General features: G+C 72.6%; 16 protein-coding genes and 1 tRNA gene. 3 read left to right on the top strand and 14 right to left on the bottom strand.

Features of this window, described 5'->3' with window-relative positions; translation table 11 throughout:
- Positions 1 to 457: 457 nt before the first annotated feature.
- Complete coding sequence (locus tag ACZ64A_RS19280; protein WP_469811598.1) at positions 458 to 3,115, top strand: SpoIIE family protein phosphatase; 2,658 nt, start codon at positions 458 to 460, stop codon at positions 3,113 to 3,115.
- Between the two features lie 95 nt (positions 3,116 to 3,210).
- On the opposite strand, the gene ACZ64A_RS19275 is transcribed toward ACZ64A_RS19280, so the two are convergent.
- Positions 3,211 to 3,292, bottom strand: a tRNA-Tyr gene (locus tag ACZ64A_RS19275).
- A gap of 224 nt (positions 3,293 to 3,516) precedes the next feature.
- Between ACZ64A_RS19275 and ACZ64A_RS19270 the strand changes: the two genes are divergently transcribed.
- The gene (locus ACZ64A_RS19270) at positions 3,517 to 4,005 is read left to right on the top strand and encodes a YajQ family cyclic di-GMP-binding protein (protein WP_469811597.1); all 489 of its coding nucleotides are present in this window, start codon (positions 3,517 to 3,519) and stop codon (positions 4,003 to 4,005) included.
- 122 nt (positions 4,006 to 4,127) lie between these two features.
- Here ACZ64A_RS19270 and ACZ64A_RS19265 read toward each other — a convergent pair whose 3' ends face one another.
- A complete protein-coding gene (locus ACZ64A_RS19265; RefSeq protein ID WP_469811595.1) occupies positions 4,128 to 4,394 on the bottom strand; it encodes a GlsB/YeaQ/YmgE family stress response membrane protein in 267 nt (88 codons plus the stop codon).
- 150 nt (positions 4,395 to 4,544) lie between these two features.
- On the opposite strand from ACZ64A_RS19265, the gene ACZ64A_RS19260 reads away from it, so the two are divergent.
- Positions 4,545 to 5,801 (top strand): APC family permease, encoded by a 1,257-nt coding sequence (locus tag ACZ64A_RS19260; RefSeq protein WP_469811594.1) that lies wholly within the window; start codon positions 4,545 to 4,547, stop codon positions 5,799 to 5,801.
- Positions 5,802 to 5,846: 45 nt separating this feature from the next.
- On the opposite strand, the gene ACZ64A_RS19255 is transcribed toward ACZ64A_RS19260, so the two are convergent.
- From ACZ64A_RS19255 to ACZ64A_RS19200, 12 genes are all read right to left on the bottom strand, one after another.
- Entirely contained in the window at positions 5,847 to 6,239 is a 393-nt protein-coding gene (locus ACZ64A_RS19255) for a YccF domain-containing protein (protein WP_469811592.1), read from the bottom strand.
- Positions 6,236 to 7,099, bottom strand: a complete 864-nt coding sequence (gene htpX, locus ACZ64A_RS19250; protein WP_469811591.1) for a zinc metalloprotease HtpX — start codon at positions 7,097 to 7,099, stop codon at positions 6,236 to 6,238. Before htpX ends, ACZ64A_RS19255 begins: the two co-directional genes overlap by 4 nt.
- Before the next feature lie 183 nt (positions 7,100 to 7,282).
- Entirely contained in the window at positions 7,283 to 8,818 is a 1,536-nt protein-coding gene (locus ACZ64A_RS19245) for an NADH-quinone oxidoreductase subunit N (RefSeq protein ID WP_469811589.1), read from the bottom strand.
- A complete protein-coding gene (locus ACZ64A_RS19240) occupies positions 8,815 to 10,389 on the bottom strand; it encodes a complex I subunit 4 family protein (RefSeq protein WP_469811587.1) in 1,575 nt (524 codons plus the stop codon). Before ACZ64A_RS19240 ends, ACZ64A_RS19245 begins: the two co-directional genes overlap by 4 nt.
- Positions 10,390 to 10,395: 6 nt before the next feature.
- Positions 10,396 to 12,387, bottom strand: coding sequence for an NADH-quinone oxidoreductase subunit 5 family protein (locus ACZ64A_RS19235; RefSeq protein ID WP_469811586.1), 1,992 nt, complete (start codon positions 12,385 to 12,387; stop codon positions 10,396 to 10,398).
- Positions 12,384 to 12,773, bottom strand: a complete 390-nt coding sequence (gene nuoK, locus ACZ64A_RS19230; protein ID WP_469811585.1) for an NADH-quinone oxidoreductase subunit NuoK — start codon at positions 12,771 to 12,773, stop codon at positions 12,384 to 12,386. The genes ACZ64A_RS19235 and nuoK overlap by 4 nt, the downstream gene beginning before the upstream one ends.
- Positions 12,773 to 13,432 carry an NADH-quinone oxidoreductase subunit J family protein gene (locus tag ACZ64A_RS19225; RefSeq protein WP_469811584.1) on the bottom strand — a complete coding sequence of 220 codons (660 nt, stop codon included), beginning with the start codon at positions 13,430 to 13,432 and terminating at the stop codon, positions 12,773 to 12,775. Before ACZ64A_RS19225 ends, nuoK begins: the two co-directional genes overlap by 1 nt.
- The gene (locus ACZ64A_RS19220) at positions 13,429 to 13,974 is read right to left on the bottom strand and encodes a NuoI/complex I 23 kDa subunit family protein (RefSeq protein WP_469811583.1); all 546 of its coding nucleotides are present in this window, start codon (positions 13,972 to 13,974) and stop codon (positions 13,429 to 13,431) included. Before ACZ64A_RS19220 ends, ACZ64A_RS19225 begins: the two co-directional genes overlap by 4 nt.
- Positions 13,975 to 13,976: 2 nt before the next feature.
- Positions 13,977 to 14,945: a complex I subunit 1/NuoH family protein gene (locus tag ACZ64A_RS19215; RefSeq protein WP_469811582.1), complete on the bottom strand. Its 969-nt coding sequence runs from the start codon at positions 14,943 to 14,945 to the stop codon at positions 13,977 to 13,979.
- Complete coding sequence (locus ACZ64A_RS19210) at positions 14,942 to 16,690, bottom strand: NADH-quinone oxidoreductase subunit C (RefSeq protein ID WP_469811581.1); 1,749 nt, start codon at positions 16,688 to 16,690, stop codon at positions 14,942 to 14,944. The genes ACZ64A_RS19215 and ACZ64A_RS19210 overlap by 4 nt, the downstream gene beginning before the upstream one ends.
- Entirely contained in the window at positions 16,687 to 17,343 is a 657-nt protein-coding gene (locus ACZ64A_RS19205; protein WP_469811580.1) for an NADH-quinone oxidoreductase subunit B, read from the bottom strand. The genes ACZ64A_RS19210 and ACZ64A_RS19205 overlap by 4 nt, the downstream gene beginning before the upstream one ends.
- Positions 17,334 to 17,720, bottom strand: coding sequence for an NADH-quinone oxidoreductase subunit A (locus tag ACZ64A_RS19200; protein ID WP_361630935.1), 387 nt, complete (start codon positions 17,718 to 17,720; stop codon positions 17,334 to 17,336). The genes ACZ64A_RS19205 and ACZ64A_RS19200 overlap by 10 nt, the downstream gene beginning before the upstream one ends.
- Positions 17,721 to 17,727: the final 7 nt, after the last annotated feature.

Genomic DNA, 17,727 nt, shown 5'->3' with positions numbered 1-17,727 from the left:
ACGTGGCCGACGGTCCGTCCAGGACGGTGGCCGACGTCCGACCGTGGGCGGTGGCCGACGTCCAGGGACGGTGGCCGATCCCCGGCTCGGGACGGTTACCGGTCTCCGGCCCGGGACGGTTACCGGTCTCGGCCCGGGACGGTTACGGTCTCCGGGACGGTTACGGTCTCCGGCCCGGCAGAGCGGCGAGCTCGTCTCGGCAGAGCGCCCCGCTCCAAGAGGGCGGCCGAGCCCCCGGGGAGGGCAGCCGAGCCCCCGGGGAGGGCAGCCGAGCCCCCGGGGGCAGCCGCCCCTTCCCGGCCGCCATTCCCCCGGTTGGCTCCCCCGGCCCCCTCCCAGCGCCCCACCACCCCACCTGCCGTCTCGCGCACCCGCGCGGCTCCAGCAACAGGCACCCCCACTCGCCACACCGCCCGACGGCACTCTTCGGACGGACCTTTTTGGGCACCCCGCTGGTATGGCGAGCCCCCCTCCCCCCGACGCAGCGTCGCGGCGGTTGTCTCCGGCGCCGGAGAACGTCGCGCCGGCCCGGCGATTCACTCGATCGGCGCTGGAGGGCGTCGCACCGGAGCTGGTGGCCGACGCCGAACTGCTGGTCGGCGAGCTGGTGACCAACGCGGTCCTCCACGCGCGTACCGACATCGAGGTGCAGGTCTGGGCGACCGAGGGCCGGGTTCACGCACGCGTGAGTGATGAGCGGCCGGACCGCGGGCTGGTGCCGCACGACCGGCATCGGTACGCCGCGACGGGCAGGGGGCTGACCCTGGTGGAGGAGCTGGCCACCTGCCATGGAACGCACAGCGGGGCGGGCCGCAAGACCGTCTGGTTCGAGCTGTGGCCCGAGGCGCCGGCGCCGCCGGAGTCCGTCTGGGAGGCCGTGGCCCCGCCCGGCCCGACCAGGACGGTGGCGCTGCACGACGTGCCGTACGCGCTCTACTGGGCCGCGCAGCAGCACTGGGAGGCGTCCTTGCGCGAGCTGCTCCTGGCCGCGTGGGCCGATGCCGATGCCAGTACCGGTATCGGTGCCGGTACCGGTGCCGAGCAGCCCGGGGTGCTGCCGCCCGGCCTCCTCGCCGTCCAGGACACGAGCCATGTGGTCTGCGCGTCCATGACCTGCGCGGTGGAGCAGGAGAGGCCCGACAGCTCGACGCTCTCCTTGCTGGTGGGGTTCCCGGCGGACGCCGCCCCGTCCGTGCGGAACCTGCGCCGGGTGCTCGACGAGGCCGACGAGGCCGCTCAGCAGGGCAGCCTGCTCACTCTTCCGGCGCTGCCGCAGATCCGCGCCTTCCGGCGCTGGCTGCTCGACCAGATCGCCGGCCAGCTGTCCGGGGAGCGGGCGACCGCGTGGACGCTGGTCCCGGGCGCGCCGAGCCACACGGCGATGGAGCTGGCGCCCTGGGACGCGACCGAGATGGAGGCGAGCAATGTGCCGACCATCGCGGCCGACGACGGCAACCGGATCATCGCGGTGAACAACTCCGCGGCGAGTCTGCTGGGCTGGGACCCCCAGGACCTGGTCGGGCAGCGGCTGACGGTGCTGATGCCCGAGCACCTGCGTCAGCGCCACACGGCGGCCTTCACCTCCCTGCTGCTGACCGGCGAGCCCCGCATCCTGGGCCGCTCCGTCCCGGTTCCCGCGCTGCATCGCGACGGCCGGGTGGTCCCCGTCCGGCTGCGCATCCAGACGCAGGAGGCGATCGACGGGCACACCGTGTTCGTCGCCCAGCTGACGGCGAGGACGGCCCCTTCCGGGCCGCGCCGGACTCCCGCCGGCGACCGGACCGCGACGCGTCCGGCGCCCGGCCCGGTCACTCTGCCGCCCGCCACCGAGAAGGCTCAGGTCGAGAGCGTCGACCGGGCGGCACCGGAGTGGCTGGCCCTGTTCGCCGAGACCGGCCGCGCCCTGACCGGCACGCTTCACCTGGAGGAGCGGCTGCGGCAGGTGTGCCACGTCCTGACCCGGGGGCTGGCCGACTGGTGCGCGGTGGACCTCCTCGACGAGCACGGGCGGGTGACGCGGGTGTGCGTCGTCCACCACGACCCCGGCGTGCTGGTGGACGACAGATACCTGGGGACGCTGCCCTCGATGTCCGAGAGCGCCCGCGGCACCCTGCCCCGGGTGCTGCGCGGCGCGGGCCCGCTCCTGGTGTCCGGCGTGCCGCCCCTCGGCGCGGCGCAGAGCCCGCTGGACGCCCGGCAGCTGGAGCTGGTGGAGCAGCTGGGCGGGGACAGCGCCGTCGTCGCTCCGCTCCAGGCCCACCGGGAGATCCTCGGCGCGCTGACCCTGGTGCGCACCAAGGGCGAGCAGCCGTTCACCAGGAAGGACATCCGCCCGATCGCGGAACTGGTCCGCACCATCGCCCTCGGGGTGGACAACGCCCGCCTGCACCAGCACGCCCGGTCCACCGCCGAGCAACTCCAGCGCGCCCTGCTGCCCGAACCGCCTCAGGTCGACCACCTGCAGCTGGTCGCCCGCTACGTCCCCTCCAGCACCACGGCCGAGGTCGGCGGGGACTGGTACGACGCCTTCACCATGCCCAGCGGTGACACCGCCCTGGTCGTCGGTGACGTGTCCGGGCACGATCTGCGGGCCGCCGTGGAGATGAGCGCCCTGCGCAACATGCTGCGCGGCCTCGCCGTCGACAGCCAGGAACCGCCCGCAGACGTGCTGCGCCGCCTCGACGTCGTGAGCCACACGCTCAGCCCGCACACCACCGCGACCTGTGTGTACGGCGTCATCAAGGGCACCGAGGGCGGCCCGTGGCACCTGCACCACTCCTCCGCCGGGCACCTGCCGCCGCTGCTGACGACGAAGGAGGGCGAGACGCGCTTTCTGGAGACCGGACGGGGCCTGCTGATCGGCATGGACCCCGACCACCCGCGGCACTCCGCCCAGGACCCCTTGCCGCCCGACTCCACCCTGCTGCTCTACATCGACGGCCTCATCGAGCGCCGCGGCGAACCCCTCGACGACGCGATGACCCGGCTGCGCCGCCACACCGCAGCCCAGGCCGGGGCCCCGCTCGACGTCTTCTGCGACGAACTCGTCCTCAAGTTCGGCGCCGACACCACCGACGACATCGCCCTGCTCGCCCTGCGCCCCGGCTGCGGGTGAACCTCCGCACCACTGAACGCACGACAAGGGGCCTGCGAACGCACGACAAGGGGCCCGCGACCTGCTCTCGCAGATCACGGGCCCCTCATTCCGCGTGGCGGCGCCAGGATTCGAACCTGGGAAGGCTGAGCCGGCAGATTTACAGTCTGCTCCCTTTGGCCGCTCGGGCACACCGCCAAGTGGTGCTGCCTTCGAGCGACCTTTCGGCGCTGCTCCCCGGCAACGACGTAAACAATACCCGATGCCCAGGGGTGCTTCGCCACCCCATTGATGACCACCCCGGCGGGGCGGGGTGACTAGGCTGGGCGGGATGCGGCCCGGGACCTACGCCGGGCTCGGCGGCAGCCCCACGGACGCCGATACGCACCCGTTTCGCACCCCGATACAAGGAGCCACAGGACATGGCCGACTCCAGTTTCGACATCGTCTCGAAGGTCGAGCGGCAGGAGGTCGACAACGCCCTCAACCAGGCCGCCAAGGAGATCTCGCAGCGCTACGACTTCAAGGGCGTGGGTGCCTCGATCTCGTGGTCCGGCGAGAAGATCCTCATGGAGGCGAACTCCGAGGACCGGGTGAACGCCGTCCTCGACGTCTTCCAGTCCAAGCTGATCAAGCGGGGCATCTCGCTGAAGGCGCTGGAGGCGGGCGAGCCGCAGCTGTCCGGCAAGGAGTACAAGATCTTCGCGGAGATCCAGGAGGGCATCTCCCAGGACAACGCCAAGAAGGTCGCGAAGATCATCCGCGACGAGGGCCCGAAGGGCGTCAAGGCGCAGGTCCAGGGTGACGAGCTGCGGGTCAGCTCCAAGAGCCGGGACGACCTCCAGGCCGTCATCGCGCTGCTGAAGGGCAAGGACTTCGACTTCGCCCTGCAGTTCGTGAACTACCGGTAGGACCACCGGCGGAACGACGCGGGACCGACGCGAAGCGGCGCGGAACGACGCGAGCGACGCGGAACGACAAAGGGTGGGCTCCCGATGACCGGGGGACCCACCCTTCGCGCTGCCGTCCGGCGTCAGTCGCGTGAGTTGCCGAACAGGATGCGGTACGCGATCAGCAGGACCAGCGAGCCGCCGATGGCCGCGGCCCAGGTGGCGCCGTCGTAGAAGTTCTTCGCGATCGGGTGGTCCAGCCAGCGGGCCGAGATCCAGCCGCCGATGAAGGCGCCCGCGACGCCGATGAGGGTGGTCCCGACGAAGCCGCCCGGGTCGCGGCCCGGCAGCAGGAACTTGGCGATGGCCCCGGCCAGCAGGCCGAGGATGATCCAGCTGATGATTCCCATGCCGTGAACCTGCCCTTCCGCGCTGTGCCGGCCCAGTCCGATCCCTGTGATCTTCGTCCTGGCGGCCCCGGTGCGCGTGTTCGTGCGTCGTTGATGAACAGGACGTCACACGGACGGCCGATGGTTGCGGCGATCAGTAGGGTGCGGGCCATGACACAGTCCGGACCGGCCGTCGGGGGCGAACTGCGGCGCACCCTCGGCGTCGGTGACGCCGTGGTCGTGGGGCTCGGCTCGATGGTCGGCGCCGGGATCTTCGCCGCCCTGGGGCCGGCCGCCCGCGCCGCCGGGACCGGCCTGCTGCCCGGCCTCGCCCTCGCCGCCCTCGTCGCCTACTGCAACGCCCTGTCCTCGGCCCGGCTCGCGGCCCGCTACCCGGCCTCGGGCGGCACGTACGTCTACGGCAGGGAGCGGCTGGGCGCGTTCTGGGGTTACCTCGCGGGCTGGTCGTTCGTGGTCGGCAAGACCGCGTCGTGCGCGGCGATGGCGCTGACCGTGGGCACGTACCTGTGGCCCGGGCAGGCGCATGCCGTGGCGGTCGCGGCCGTCGTGGCGCTGACCGCCGTGAACTACGGCGGTGTGCAGAAGTCGGCGTGGCTGACCCGGGTGATCGTCACGGTCGTCCTGGCCGTGCTGGCGTGTGTCGTCGTGGCGTGCCTGGGGTCGGGGGCGGCGGACGCGGGACGGCTGGACGCCGGCGCCCCGGGCGGCGCGGGCGGCGTGCTGCGGGCGGCGGGTCTGCTGTTCTTCGCCTTCGCCGGGTACGCGAGGATCGCCACCCTCGGTGAGGAGGTACGCGATCCGGCGCGGACCATTCCGCGGGCGATCCCGCTGGCACTGGGCATCGCGCTGGGCGTCTACGCGTGCGTGGCGGTCGCCGTCCTCGCCGTGCTGGGCGCGGACCGGCTCGGTGGGGCGGGCGCGCCGCTCGCCGACGCGGTGCGCGCGGCGGGCGTGCCGGGGCTGGCACCGGTGGTGCGGGCGGGGGCGGCCGTGGCGGCGCTGGGCTCGCTGCTCGCGTTGATCCTGGGCGTGTCGCGGACGACGCTGGCGATGGCCCGGGACCGCCATCTGCCGGGCGTCCTGGCGGCCGTCCACCCGCGTTTCCAGGTGCCGCACCGGGCCGAGCTCGCCGTGGGCGTGGTGGTCGCGGTGCTGGCCGCCACGGTGGACGTACGCGGCGCGATCGGCTTCTCGTCCTTCGGTGTCCTCGCCTACTACGCCGTCGCCAACGCCTCGGCCTGGACGCTGACGCCGGCCTGGCACTCGCGCGTGGTGCCCGCCGTGGGCCTCGTCGGCTGCGCGACCCTGGCCTTCGCCCTGCCGGGCCTGTCCGTGGCCGTCGGCGCGGGCGTACTGGCGGTGGGCATGGGGGCGTACGCGGTACGGCAGTGGGCCGCACGCGAGTAGCCGGCGCCCGGCCACGCGCGCAGTCCCGTCAGCGCGCAGTCCCCGTCAGCGCGCGGCGAACGGCTCGTCCGTGCGGACGATGTCGCGGCCCAGCGGGAACAGCGAGACCGGGATCAGCTTGAAGTTGGCGATGCCGAACGGGATGCCGATGATCGTCACGCACAGGGCGAGGCCCGTGACGATGTGACCGATGGCCAGCCACCAGCCCGCGAGGATCAGCCACAGGACGTTGCCGACGCAGGAGGGCGCTCCGGCGTCGCCGCGCTCGACGGTGGTGTATCCGAAGGGCCACAGCGCGTAGACGCCGATGCGGAAGGCCGCGATCCCGAAGGGGATGCCGATGATCGTGATGCAGAGCAGCACGCCGGCCGCGAGATAGGCGAGGAACAGCCAGAAGCCGCTCAGGACCAGCCAGATGACGTTCAGAATGGTTCTCACAGCGGGCGACCTGCCATCTTCTCGAGCCGGGCGATGCGTTCCGCCATCGGCGGGTGGGTGGAGAACATCTTGGACAGACCCTGACCTGCGCGGAAGGGGTTCGCGATCATCATGTGGCTGGCCGTCTCGATGCGTGGCTCGGGCGGCAGCGGCAGCTGCTGGGTGCCGGTCTCCAGCTTGCGCAGCGCACTGGCGAGCGCGAGCGGGTCGCCGGTGAGGCGGGCTCCGGAGGCGTCCGCCTCGTACTCCCGGGAGCGGCTGATGGCGAGCTGGATGAGGCTGGCGGCGATCGGGCCGAGCAGCATGATCAGCAGCATGCCGAGCAGGCCGGGACCCTCGTCGTCGTCGGAGCGGCCGACGGGGATCAGCCAGGCGAAGTTCACCAGGAACATGATCACCGAGGCGAGCGCGCCGGCCACCGACGAGATCAGGATGTCGCGGTTGTAGACATGGCTGAGCTCGTGGCCGATCACGCCGCGCAGCTCCCGCTCGTCGAGCAGGCGCAGGATGCCCTCCGTGCAGCACACGGCGGCATTGCGCGGGTTGCGGCCGGTCGCGAAGGCGTTGGGCGCCTCCGTCGGTGAGATGTACAGGCGCGGCATGGGCTGGCGGGCCTGCGTCGACAGGTCGCGGACCATGCGGTAGAGCGCCGGCGCCTCGAACTCGCTGACCGGGCGGGCCCGCATGGCGCGCAGGGCCAGCTTGTCGCTGTTCCAGTACGCGTACGCGTTGGTGCCCAGCGCCACCACAACGGCCACGATCAGGCCCGTACGGCCGAAGAAGCTGCCGATGACGATGATGAGTGCGGACAGCCCCCCGAGGAGTACTGCCGTCCTGAGCCCGTTGTGCCGGCGGTGCACGGTACACCCTCCAAGTGGTGCGGCAGGGGAACCCTTTGCCTTGCTGATCTGCGGTACCCACTGAGGTCGTGGTGTCACGTCCAGTGGACCCTCCCGCTCTGGTCAACGCCAGGCGAGGGCCGCCAGTTCCCCGGCGATCGCGGGGGCCCCTGCGCCACTCGGGTGAGGGCCCCCGCGGCACCGTCAGAAGAGCGCCGTGTCCGCGAAGCGCAGGACCAGCTGCGGTGCGCCGGACAGCGCGACGGCGACCACCGCGGTCAGGGCGAGCGCAGCGCTGAGCGGGGCCGGGAGGCGGTGCCGGGCGGCCTCGCCCTCGGGGGCGCGGAACAGCAGGGCCGTCCACTGCAGGTAGTAGAACAGCGCGATCACCACGTTGACCGCCATGATCACCGCGAGCCAGCCCAGGCCGGCGTCGACGGCCGCGGAGAAGACCGTGACCTTGGCGAACAGGCCGATGATGCCCGGCGGGAGACCCGCCAGGCACAGCAGGAAGAAGGCCAGCAGCAGGGCGGTGAGCGGGTTGGTGGCGTACAGGCCGCGGTAGTCCGCGACACGGTTCAGCAGCTTGGTACGGCCCACCAGCGCGGCCACCGCGAAGGCGCCGAGGTTCACCGCGCCGTACATGAGGGCGTAGGCGACCGTGGAGCCGATCGAGCGCCCGGGGTCGTCCGTGTAGGCAGCGGCGGCGATCGGCACCAGCAGGTAGCCGGCCTGACCGACGGAGGACCAGGCGAGCAGCCGGACGGCGCTGTACGCGCGCGTGGCCTGCTGACGCAGGGCGCCGGCGTTGCCGACGGTCATGGTGAGGGCGGCGAGCACGGCGAGCGCCGGGCCCCAGGCGTCGGCGTACGACGGGAGGGCGACGACGGTGACGAGGATCAGCCCGGAGAAGCCGACGGCCTTGCCGACGACCGACAGATAGGCGGCGATCGGCAGGGGCGCGCCGACGTAGGTGTCGGGCACCCAGAAGTGGAAGGGGACGGCCGCCGTCTTGAAGGCGAAGCCGATCAGGGTGAGGACGACACCCGTCTGGGCGAGGGTCTGGAACTGGCCGTCGACGTGCTGGATGCGGTCGGCGATCTGCGTGAGGTAGAGGGTGCCGGTCGTGGCGTACAGGAAGCTGACGCCCATGAGGCTCACGGCGGTGGCCGTCACCGACGACAGGAAGAACTTCAGCGCCGCCTCGGAGGACCGCTTGTCGCCGTGGCGCAGGCCGACGAGCGCGAAGGCGGGCAGGGAGGCGACCTCCAGGGCCACGATGAGCGTGGCGAGGTCGCGGGAGGCGGGCAGCAGCGCGGCGCCCGCGGCGGAGGACAGCAGCAGGAACCAGTACTCGCCCTCCGGCATGTCCTTGCGGGCGTCCTTCAGGGCGGTGACCGACAGCAGGGCGGCCAGCAGGGCGCCGCCGAGGACGAGCAGCTGGATGACGAGGGTGAAGCGGTCCGCGGTGTAGCTGCACGCGTCCTGACGGGAGGGCAGGCAGAAGGTGTGCCGGTCGCCGTTCAGGAGCGGCAGCAGCAGGAGGGCGGAGCCGGCGAGTCCGGCGACGGAGACCCAGCCGAGGACGGCCTTCTTCGCCTCCGGCACGAACAGGTCGGCGACGAGGACGGCCAGGGCGACGACGGCCGTCAGGGTGGGCGGCGCGATCGCGAGCCAGTCGACGGACTGGACGAGCGACTCCGCCAGGGGCTGGGCGAGCGGCTGGGCCGGGAAGCTCATCGGGTGCCTCCTGCGAGGAGCTGCTGCACGGCCGGGTTCGTCAGACCGAGCAGGGCCTTGGGCCACAGGCCCGCGACGACGGTGAGGACGACGAGCGGGGTCCAGGCCGCGAACTCGTACGTGTGGACGTCGGCGAGCTTCGGGGTGTCCTGGGGGACGGCGCCCATGCAGACGCGGCGGACGACGACGAGCATGTACGCCGCGGTCAGCAGGGTGCCGAACGCGCCCACCGCCATGAACGTGAGGAAGGCGGGACGGCTGAGGTCGGCGGCGGGCCTGAACGCGCCGAACAGCGCGAGCATCTCGCCCCAGAACCCGGCCAGACCCGGCAGGCCGAGGGAGGCGACCGCGCCGAACGCGAGCAGGCCGCCGAGGCGCGGCGCCTTGCCGTACAGCGCGGCGCCGGTCTCCTCGGCGAGGGTGTCGAGGTCGGTGGTGCCGGTGCGGTCCTTGAGCGCGCCGACCAGGAAGAACAGCAGGCCCGTGATGAGGCCGTGGGCGATGTTGGCGAACAGGGCGCCGTTGACGCCGGTCGGGGACATCGTGGCGATGCCGAGCAGGACGAAGCCCATGTGGCCGACGGAGGAGTAGGCGATCAGCCGCTTGAGGTCGCCCTTCGCGCCCCGCTTGGCGAGGGCCAGGCAGGCGAGGGATCCGTAGATGATCCCGACGACGGCGAGGGCGGCGAGGTAGGGCGCGAAGGTGCGCATGCCGTCCGGGGCGATCGGCAGCAGGATCCGGACGAACCCGTACGTACCCATCTTCAGCAGGACACCGGCCAGCAGGACCGAGCCGACGGTCGGCGCGGCGGTGTGCGCGTCGGGAAGCCAGCTGTGCAGCGGCCACATCGGGGTCTTCACGGCGAGCCCGATCCCGATCGCCAGTACGGCGATGACCTGCACGGACGTGGTCAGCGACCGGCCGTTGTCAGTGGCGAGTGCCACCATGTCGAACGTGCCCGCTCGCAGCCCGATCAGGAGCAGGCCGAGCAGCATGACCACCGAGCCGAGCAGCGTGTACAGGATGAACTTCCACGCCGCCGCGGCCCGGCCCTCGCCGCCCCAGCGGGCGATGAGGAAGTACATGGGGATCAGGACCATCTCGAAGGCGAGGAAGAACAGAATCAGGTCGAGGACGGCGAAGGTGGCGAGGGTGCCGGCCTCCAGGACCAGGATCAGGGCGACGAAGGCCTTCGGGGACGGGCCCTGAGGCATCTTGAAGTAGCTGTACAGCGCGCTGAGGAAGGTCAGCAGCGCGGTCAGGACCAACAGGGGGAGGGAGATGCCGTCGATGCCGAGGTGGATGCGCACGTCGAGTGCGGGGATCCAGCTGATGTCGGTGCTGGCCTGCATCTTCGACGGATGGTCGTGGTCGAAGCCGAGCGCCAGGACGATCGCGGCGATCAGGACCACGCCGGTCACGGTCACACCGTGGCGGAGCACGGCCTGCTCGGGGGACTTCCCCTTCAGCCCGGGCGGGGCCGGCAGGAGAGCGGCGACGGCGCCGAGGAGCGGGCCGACGACGACGAACGCAAGAAGGAACTGCATCACGGACTCGTTGATATCGATCACGCCTGCTCACGCTCCCGTGGCGACGAGGACGGCGGCGACCGCGAGGACGACGGTGCCGGCGAGCAGCGCGCTCACATAGGTCTGCACATTGCCGGTCTGGGCGCGCCGCACGGCGGCCCCGAGCCAGCGGGGCAGCGCACCTGCCCCCCGGACGTAGGTGTCGACGACCTCGCGGTCGAGGAACCTGACGAGGCTCGCCCCGGCCTGCACCGGGCGCACGAACAGCGCCGAGTAGACCGCGTCGAGGTGGAAGCCGGCGGCCGCGGGCCGGTGCAGCGGGCCGAGCAGCAGGCGACCGGGGTCGGCCGGGTCGGGGGCGGAGGCGATGTCTCCGTAGGCCGGCTCGTGGCTCGCGATGGCCTCGGCCTCGACCAGTCCGGCGTCGCCCTCGGGGTGGGCGGCGACCGCGCCGAGCGGAACCCGGGCCCGTGCCGTGGTGTGGCGCCAGGCGGCGTAGGTGACGATGCCGCCGACGAGGGCCACGCCGGTGCCGATGACGGAGGTCGTCAGGGCGGGGGCGAGGGAGCGGCCGTCGAACCAGTCGGGCAGCAGCCGGTAGGCGAGGCCGCCGAGCGCGAGGGAGGGCACGGCGAGCACCCACAGCACGACGGTCATCGTCAGCGGCTGACGGCCGTGGTCCGGTGCCTCGGTGCCGTGGCCGCGGAAGGCCAGCAGCCACAGTCGCATCGCGTAGGCGGCGGTGAGCAGGGCGGTGACCAGGCCGGCGACGAGGACGATCCAGCCGGCGGCGCCGGGGGCGTGGTCGGTGTGGCCGGTGGCCACGTGCTCGGCGGCGCCGAGGACCGTCTCCTTGGAGAAGAAGCCGCTGAACGGCGGGATCGCGGCGAGAGCGAGGAGCGCCACGGTCATCGTCCAGTAGGCGTCCGGGACACGGTCGCGCAGATGGCCCATGCGGGACATGGCGGCGAGCGAGTTGGTGCCGGCGGCGTGGATGACCGCGCCGGCGGCGAGGAACAGCAGCGCCTTGAAGGCGCCGTGGGACAGGAGGTGGAAGACGGCGGCACCGCGGTCGCCGACGGCGAGGGCGCCGGTCATGTAGCCGAGCTGGCCGATCGTCGAATAGGCGAGGACCCGCTTGATGTCGTCCTGGGCGAGCGCGGCGAGGCCGGAGCCGGCCATCGTCACGGCGGCCATGACGGCGAGGGTGACCATCGCGGCCTGGGAGGCCTCGAAGACCGGGAGGAGCCGGGCGATGAAGTAGACACCGGCGGCGACCATCGTCGCGGCGTGGATCAGCGCGGAGACGGGCGTGGGGCCCGCCATCGCGTCGGGCAGCCAGGTGTGCAGCGGGAACTGCGCCGACTTGCCCGCCACGCCGGCCAGGAGCAGCAGGGCGATCAGCGTGGGGTGGTCCAGGCCGCCGTGCGCGACGGCGCCGAGGATCTTGGTGATCCGGAAGGAGCCGGTGTCCCCGGCGAGGACGAACAGGCCGATCAGGAAGGGGACGTCACCGAGCTTGGTGACCAGGAAGGCCTTGAGGGAGGCGGCGCGTGCCTCGGGCGTCTCCCAGTAGTGGCCGACCAGGAAGTAGGAGCAGATGCCCATGACCTCCCAGCCGACCAGGAGCACGATGAGATCGCCGGAGTAGACGACCAGCAGCATCGCGGAGGTGAACAGCGAGACCAGAGCGGCGTACGACGCATAGCGCGGGTCGTCGCGCAGGTAGCCCGTGGAGTAGATCTGCACGCAGGTCGCGACGACACCGACGAGGACGGCGACGAGCGCGGCGAAGCCGTCGATGTGCAGTGCGAGCTCGATCGGCACCGAGCCGGTCGGGGTCAGCTCGGTGGCGGCGTCGATCGCGGCGCCCCCGCCCTGGTCAGCGGCGACCGCGACGGCCAGCGCCAGGGCGGCGAGGGTCGGCAGGATCGCCAGCGGGCGGACGAACCCGGGTGCGGTGCGGCCGAGCAGCAGACCGGCGGCGGCACCGAGGAACGGCAGGAGGGGGACGAGGACGGCGAGAGTGGTCGTGGTCACGCGGTGGCCTCAGCCTTCTCGGTCGTGCCGGCCGTGAGGGCGTCGCCGCGGGAGCCGTCGGGCTCGGGGCCCTCGGCGGTGTCGCGGAGCCGGTCGATGTCCGAGGTGCCGCGGTTGCGGTGGACGGCCAGGACGATCGCCAGACCGATGCCGATCTCGGCGGCGGCGATGGCGATGGTGAACAGGGTCAGGGCCTGCCCGGAGTGCAGGGTCTCCTCGGCGGCCTTGCTCAGCCACACGTCGAAGGCGACCAGGTTGAGGTTGACGGCGTTGAGCATCAGCTCGACCGACATCAGCACCAGGATCGCGTTGCGGCGCGCGAGGACGCCGTAGAGGCCGGTGCAGAAGAGGAGGGCGGAGAGGACGGCGGGACAGACGAGGTGCATCAGGCGCCTTCCTTACCGGTGGCGGAGGGGGCCTCGGCGGCGTTCGGGCCGGCCGGTGCCCCGGCGGCCGTGGCGCGGGAGGCATCGGTGCCGGCCCGCGTCGCCGCCTCCGCCTTCGCCTTGCGGGACAGGACGATCGCGCCGACGAGCGCGGCGAGGAGGAGGACGGAGAGGGCTTCGAAGGGCAGCACCCAGTTCTGGAACAGGCTCGCGCCGGTGACCGCGGTGGAGCCGGCGGCGGGGCCGTCCAGGTCGATCCAGGTGGTGCGGAAGGCGTCGACGACCACCCAGACCAGGGCGGCCGCGGCGGCGACCGCCACGGTCAGGGCGGCCCACCGGTTGCCGGAGTCGGCGTCCGGGGAGCGGCCGATGGGGGCCTTGGTGAGCATCAGACCGAACAGCAGGAGGACGACGACGGAACCGACGTAGATCAGCACCTGCACCCAGGCGATGAACTCGGCCGTCAGCAGCAGGTACTCGACGGCGAGGCCGCCGAGGGTGACGACGAGCCACAGGGCGGCGTGCACCAGCTGCCGGGTGGTGACGGTGACCAGGGCGGCGCCGAAGGTGAACAGGCCGACCAGGACGAAGGCGATCTCCACGCCGGTCGGGGAGAGGAAACCGTGGGAGGCGGCGGCGTGCGCAGCGGCGAGGGTCACGGCGTTCCCTCCTCCTCGTCGCGGGCGGCGGCCAGCTTCTCGGCGCTCTTGCGGGCGGCCGACAGCTCCTTCGGCTCCTCGGCGCCCGCGTCGAGGGCGGGCGGCGCCGGGACGGTCCACATCCACTCGCGCAGCTTGTCGCGCTCGTGGGTGAGCTCGCGGATGTCGGTCTCGGCGTACTCGAACTCCGGCGACCAGAACAGCGCGTCGAAAGGACACACCTCGATGCAGATACCGCAGTACATGCACAGGGAGAAGTCGATCGCGAACCGGTCGAGGACGTTACGGCTGCGCTCGCGGCCGCCGGGGGTGGCCGCGGGGACCGTCTCCTTGTGGGAGTCGATGTAGATGCACCAGTCGGGGCACTCACGGGCGCAGAGCATGCAGACCGTGCAGTTCTCCTCGAACAGGCCGATCACACCGCGGGTGCGGGGAGGGAGGTCGGGCTGGACGTCCGGGTACTGCGCGGTGACGTGCTTCTTCGTCATCGTGCGGAGGGTGACGGCCAGGCCCTTGGCCAGGCCGCTGCCGGGAATCGCCATAGCTACTGGATCACCACCTTGACGATGCCGGTGAGGGCGATCTGGGCGAGGGAGAGGGGGACGAGGAGGGTCCAGGAAAGCTTCTGGAGCTGGTCCTCGCGCAGCCGGGGGTAGGTGACGCGCAGCCAGATCACGATGAAGGCGAGGACGGCGGTCTTCAGCAGGGTCCACACCCAGCCCAGACCGTCGGCGCCCCACGGCCCGTGCCAGCCGCCGAGGAAGAGGACGGTGGTCAGGCCGCACAGGACGATGATCCCGGCGTACTCGGCGAGCAGGAACAGGGCGAAGCGCAGACCGGTGTACTCGGTGTACGCGCCGAAGATGATCTCCGAGTCGGCGACGGGCATGTCGAACGGCGGCCGCTGGAGCTCGGCGAGGCCGGCGACGAAGAAGACGATCGCGCCGACGATCTGCCAGGGCAGCCACCACCACTCGAACGCGTCGAGGATGCCGGGGATGGACACCGTGCCGGCCGCCATGGCGACGGAGGCGGCGGTGAGCAGCATCGGCAGTTCGTAGGCCAGCAGCTGGGCGGCGGTGCGCAGGCCTCCGAGCAGGGAGAACTTGTTCGCGCTGGCCCAGCCGGCCATGAGGGAGCCGAGCACGCCGACGCCCATCACCGCGAGGACGAAGAAGACACCGGCGTCCAGGACCTGGCCGACCGCGCCCTCGCCCGGGCCGATCGGGATGGCGAGCAGCACGAGCAGATACGGGAGCAGGGCGACGGCGGGCGCGAGCTGGAAGATACGGCGGTCGGCGCCCGCCGGGACGACGTCTTCCTTCTGCGCGAACTTCACACCGTCGGCGATCAGCTGCGCCCAGCCGTGGAAACCACCGGCGTACATCGGGCCGAGGCGGCCCTGCATGTGGGCCATGACCTTGTGCTCGGTCTGGCCCACGATGAGGGGGAAGGTGAGGAAGACGACGAAGACGACCACGAGTCGCAGGGCGACGTCGAGAACGCCGTTCACTGCGGGCCTCCTGCGGGATCGTGGGGGTCTCGGGGACTCGGGGGGTTCTGGGGCTTCTGGGGGTTCTGGGGGTCCTGAGGGTTCCGGGGGTCCGGGGAGTTCTGAGGAGCCTGGGCGTCGTCGCCGGTCGGCTCGGTCGCCGACTCGGGCTCGGTCGCCGACTCCGGCCCGGTCACCGACTCCGGCCCGGTCACCGACTCCGGCCCGGTCACCGACTCCGGCCCGGTCACCGACTCCGGCCCGGTCACCGACTCCGGCTCGGGCCGGGACTCCGGCTCCGGCCCGGCCCCGGACTCAGGCTTGGTCGCCGACTCCGGCTCCTGCCCGGCCTCAGGCTCGGGCCGAGACCCCGGCTCGGGCCGGGACTCCGGCTCCGGCTCCGGCTCCGGCTGGGTGTCGTCGAAGGCCGGGCGGGCGTGGTGCCACGGGGCGTCCGAGCTGCGGCGGGCGGGTTTTTCCGGTGCCGCCGGCTCCGCGGGCTGCTCGGCCTCGGCCTGCTGGGAGGCCGAGCCCTGCGAGGCGCTGCGTGCCCGGCGCGGGCGGGCCGGTGCCGGGCCGGGCTCATGCGCCACCGAGGCCTCGGCGGCCGGGCCCTCGGCCGCCGCCCGGGAAGCGTCGCCCTCGGTCGCGTCCTGCTTGCGCGTCGCCGCGTCCGCCTGCCCGGCGACGGCGTCGTCACTGTCCTCCTCCACCGAGCGCGCCGCGGTCTGGCTCGCCGAGCCCTCCGACGCCGTACGCGTCCGGCGCGGGCGGGCAGCAGCTCCCGACGGGGCCTCCGACGCCTCGGTGCCCGCAGCCTCCGCAGCACCCGCCGCGGCCTGGCTCGCCGAGCCCTCCGACGCCGTACGCGTCCGGCGCGGCCGAGCAGCAGCTCCCGACGGGGCCTCCGACGCCTCGGTGCCCGCAGCCTCCGCAGCACCCGCCGCGGCCTGGCTCGCCGAGCCCTCCGACGCCGTGCGCGTCCGGCGCGGCCGAGCAGCAGCTCCCGGCGGGGCCTCCGGCGCCTCGGTGCCCGCAGCCTCCGCAGCACCCGCCGCGGCCTGGCTCGCCGAGCCCTCCGACGCCGTGCGCGTGCGGCGCGCCGGGCGCTCCCCCGCTGCCGCGGCACGGCCGGCGCCCGCCGCGCGGCCCGCGCCCGCTGCGCGGGTCGGGCGGGCCGGGGCAGGTGGGAGCTGGCCCTTGAGGGGGCCCCACTCATTGGGGTCGGGGACGCCCGGCGGCAGCATCTGGCGGCGCTTGGGACCTCCGTGCTCGGACTCCCCCGGCTCCTTCGCGCCGGGCCATGCCTTGGCGACCCGGGCGGCCAGGACGAAGTCCTTGCGCAGCGGGTGGCCCTCGAAGGTGTCCGGCAGCAGCAAGTGGTCGAGGTTCGGGTGGTCCTCGAAGCCGACGCCGAACATTTCGTGCGTCTCGCGCTCGTGCCAGGCCGCACCCGCGTAGACGGAGACGGCCGACGGCAGCACCGGCGCCTCGTGCGGCACGGTCGTGCGCACCAGCAGGCGCCGCACCGGGCCCAGGGCGGCCACGTGCGCGGCGACGCGGAAGCCGACGCCGGGCTCGTCGACCGCGCTCAGCCAGTCGAAGTAGGTGCAGCCGAGCCGGTCACGGGCCGTCGTGAGCGCCGCGAGCCAGGACTCGGGCGGGACGTCGACGGTCAGGACGTCGTACGACTCCTCGGCCGTCGCCGCCGTACCGAAGAGCTCCTCGGCGTCGGCGGGCAGCCAGCCGACCGTGCCGGCGCTCATCGGTCCTCCCCCTGCGCGGGCTGCGGCGGCTGCACGAGACCGCTCTGCAGCGCCGCCGGCGAGGGACGCGACGCGGCACCGTGGCCGTAGCGCTCGCCGAGCGATTCGCGGGCGATCTTCTCCTGGAGCTTGAGGATGCCCTGGAGCAGCGCCTCGGGCCGCGGCGGGCAGCCGGGGACGTAGACGTCGACGGGGATGATCTGGTCGACGCCCTTGGTGACGGAGTAGGAGTCCCAGTACGGGCCGCCGCAGTTGGAGCAGGCGCCGAAGGAGATGACGTACTTCGGCTCGGGCATCTGTTCGTACAGGCGCTTGACGGCCGGGGCCATCTTGTCGGTGACCGTGCCCGAGACGATCATCAGGTCGGCCTGGCGCGGTCCCGGCGCGAACGGGATCACGCCGAGCCGGATGAAGTCGTGCCGGGACATCGACGCGGCGATGAACTCGATCGCGCAGCAGGCCAGCCCGAAGTTGAAGACCCACAGCGAGTAGCGGCGGCCCCAGTTCAGGACCACCTTCATCGGCTCGGGGGCCAGGCGGGCGAGCGCGCCCAGCCTCTTCGGTTCGGGAAGCAGCACGGGCCCCGGGGCAACGGCCTCCGCGGCGACGGCCTCCGGGACGGCGGGCTTCGGAACGGCCGGGTTCACGTCCATGCCAGGACGCCCTTCTTGTACGCGTACAGCAGGCCCACGGCGAGGAAGCCGAGGAAGATGAACATCTCCACCAGGGTGGCCGCGCCGTATCCGGGCGCGGCGAAGACCGTCGCCCAGGGGAAGAGGAAGATCGAGTCGACGGCGAAGATGACGTACAGGAACGCGTAGACGTAGTAGCGGACCTGGGTGTGGGCCCAGCCCTCGCCCACGGGGTCCACACCGCACTCGTACGTCAGGAGTTTCTCGGGTGTGGGGACGACGGGCCGCAGCAGGCGGCCGGCCCCGAAGGCGACGGCGACGAAAAGCACGCCGACGACGGCGAGCAGTCCCACGACCGAATAGGAGTGGAAGTAGTCCGCCGCGACGACGACGGTCATATCCCGC

The sequence above is a fragment of the Streptomyces sp. NPDC104814 genome, assembly GCF_055583185.1.
Note: the sequence above shows the minus strand (reverse complement) of the source record. Positions and strands in the feature narration are given on the sequence as shown.

What these genes read in the sequence shown, in the direction of transcription:
- ACZ64A_RS19280 (WP_469811598.1), top strand. Translation starts at nt 458, where the DNA reads ATGGCGAGCCCCCCTCCCCCCGACGCAGCGTCGCGGCGGTTGTCTCCG.
- ACZ64A_RS19270 (WP_469811597.1), top strand. Translation starts at nt 3,517, where the DNA reads ATGGCCGACTCCAGTTTCGACATCGTCTCGAAGGTCGAGCGGCAGGAG.
- ACZ64A_RS19265 (WP_469811595.1), bottom strand. Translation starts at nt 4,394, where the DNA reads ATGGGAATCATCAGCTGGATCATCCTCGGCCTGCTGGCCGGGGCCATC.
- ACZ64A_RS19260 (WP_469811594.1), top strand. Translation starts at nt 4,545, where the DNA reads ATGACACAGTCCGGACCGGCCGTCGGGGGCGAACTGCGGCGCACCCTC.
- ACZ64A_RS19245 (WP_469811589.1), bottom strand. Translation starts at nt 8,818, where the DNA reads ATGAGCTTCCCGGCCCAGCCGCTCGCCCAGCCCCTGGCGGAGTCGCTC.
- nuoK (WP_469811585.1), bottom strand. Translation starts at nt 12,773, where the DNA reads ATGCACCTCGTCTGTCCCGCCGTCCTCTCCGCCCTCCTCTTCTGCACC.
- ACZ64A_RS19220 (WP_469811583.1), bottom strand. Translation starts at nt 13,974, where the DNA reads ATGGCGATTCCCGGCAGCGGCCTGGCCAAGGGCCTGGCCGTCACCCTC.
- ACZ64A_RS19210 (WP_469811581.1), bottom strand. Translation starts at nt 16,690, where the DNA reads ATGAGCGCCGGCACGGTCGGCTGGCTGCCCGCCGACGCCGAGGAGCTC.
- ACZ64A_RS19205 (WP_469811580.1), bottom strand. Translation starts at nt 17,343, where the DNA reads ATGGACGTGAACCCGGCCGTTCCGAAGCCCGCCGTCCCGGAGGCCGTC.
- ACZ64A_RS19200 (WP_361630935.1), bottom strand. Translation starts at nt 17,720, where the DNA reads ATGACCGTCGTCGTCGCGGCGGACTACTTCCACTCCTATTCGGTCGTG.